Here is a 1,688-nt window from a genome sequence, read left to right as displayed (position 1 = left end):
CCTGCTGCCGTTGCTGGCCGGGCGCCCGGCGGTGCTGGCCCCCGTCCACTCTGCGGCTGCGCTGGCCGACGTGCTGGACCTGGCGCTGGCCGGCGAGGAGATCGCCGGCGAGGTCGAGTCCACGGGCGAGGTGCTGGCGGTGCCCGACGAGGTCGCCGCGTTCCTGCCCGGCGGGCCGCTGACCTACGTCCACCATGAGGAGCTGACCGTGGACGGCACCGCCGTGGAGTGGTACTGCGACGGGGCCACCGGCCATGCGGCGACCACCGACGGCCTGGCCCGGGCCCTGTGCCGGCTCGCCGACCGCTGGGAGGCGCGCCACCTGATCGCCGCGGTGCTGCGCGACCCCAAGGCGCTTCCGACCCTGCTGGCCGAGGCCGATCTGGAGTGATCCCGGCGGGCGGAGCCGGGCGGGCCGCGGACCGCCCGCCGCGGCGCCACTACCGCGCCACGCGGAAGAAGCCCTCGGCGATCAGGGAGCGCAGCACATCGGGGGTGCGGGCGCGGATTTCGCCCGCTTCGCGGTCGGTGAGCTCGGCGATCGCGTCCAGCAGCGGCCCGACCGGCATGGTGCCGTCGCACACGCTGGCCAGCGCGGCCTCGATCGTGCCGACCTGGGCCACCCGTCGCAGGCCGCCGCGCTGGCGCAGCAGGATGCTCTCGGGGTCGGGGGCGCCCGGTACCGCGATGCGCTCCTCGACCACGTCGGGCGCCAGCGCCACGTGCGCCGACAGCAGCGCCGCGTCGGTCAGCCGGTTGGCGGTCATGGCGCCGTCGACGATCTCGGGCAGGTAGCGCCCCACCGGCTGCTCGATCTCGTGGCGGAACTCCTCCACACGCACCGCCGCGTCCTGGGCGACGTCGTTGCGCAGGCTGATCCAGCCGAACCCGATGCCCTGGACGGCCTCCCGCTCGAAATAGTCCAGCCAGGCGTCGTAGCGCCGGGTGTACTCGGGGCTTCCCACTTCGCAGGAATCCCGGAGCCACAGCTCGACGTACTCGGCGGGGTCCTGCACGTCGCGCTGGACGACCCATCCCGAACACCCGGTGCCCGCAACCCACTCGCCGACGCGGTCGCGCCAGTCCTCGCCCTCCACATGCAGCCAGTTGGCCAGGATCTGGCACCAGCCGCCGTCGGTGAGGTGGCCCGGCGCCCGCCGCACCAGGTCGGCGCATACGGCGTCGCCGGCCAGGCCGGATTCGCGGTAGGTGTAGCGGGCGTCGGGGGTGATCACGAACGGCGGGTTGCACGCGATCAGGTCGTAGCGCTCGTCGGCGACGGGTTCGTACAGCGACCCCTGGCGCGGCCGCACGTGGGGTACGTCCGACAGGGCCCAGGTGATCTCGGACAGGCGCAGGGCGCGCGGGTTGACGTCGGTGGCCACCACTTCCGCCGCCCGCGAGGCCAGGTGCAGCCCTTGGACGCCGCAGCCGGTGCCGACGTCCAGTGCGCGTTCGAACGGGCCGTCGACCAGAAGCTGGGACAGGCTCGCCGACGCGCCGCCCGCGCCGACGACGTGGTCGGACCGCGGCGTGCCCTGGCCGGGGCGCACGGTGGGGTCGGAGACGACGAAACCCGGGCGGCCCTCCTCCATCTCCCAGGGGGCCAGGTGCACCCGTGCGCGGACGCCGTCGTCGGTGACGGTGACCAGGCCGGCGTCGGCGAGGTCGTCGATCGGCAGCACGGT

1 protein-coding gene and 1 pseudogene are annotated in these 1,688 nt (G+C 74.6%); one reads left to right on the top strand and one right to left on the bottom strand.

What is annotated here, in order from left to right:
- Positions 1-391, top strand: a pseudogene (locus D452_RS30605) (ATP-binding protein); the annotation flags it as partial.
- 49 nt (positions 392-440) lie between these two features.
- Here the strand turns inward: D452_RS30605 and D452_RS0101395 are convergent.
- Positions 441-1,685 (bottom strand): methyltransferase, encoded by a 1,245-nt coding sequence (locus D452_RS0101395; RefSeq protein ID WP_394297080.1) that lies wholly within the window; start codon positions 1,683-1,685, stop codon positions 441-443.
- Positions 1,686-1,688 lie beyond the last annotated feature (3 nt).

The organism is Nocardiopsis prasina DSM 43845 (assembly GCF_000341265.1).
In the GTDB taxonomy this organism is placed as follows: Bacteria; Actinomycetota; Actinomycetes; order Streptosporangiales; family Streptosporangiaceae; genus Nocardiopsis; species Nocardiopsis prasina.
This window is presented reverse-complemented; position numbering and strand designations above follow the sequence as displayed.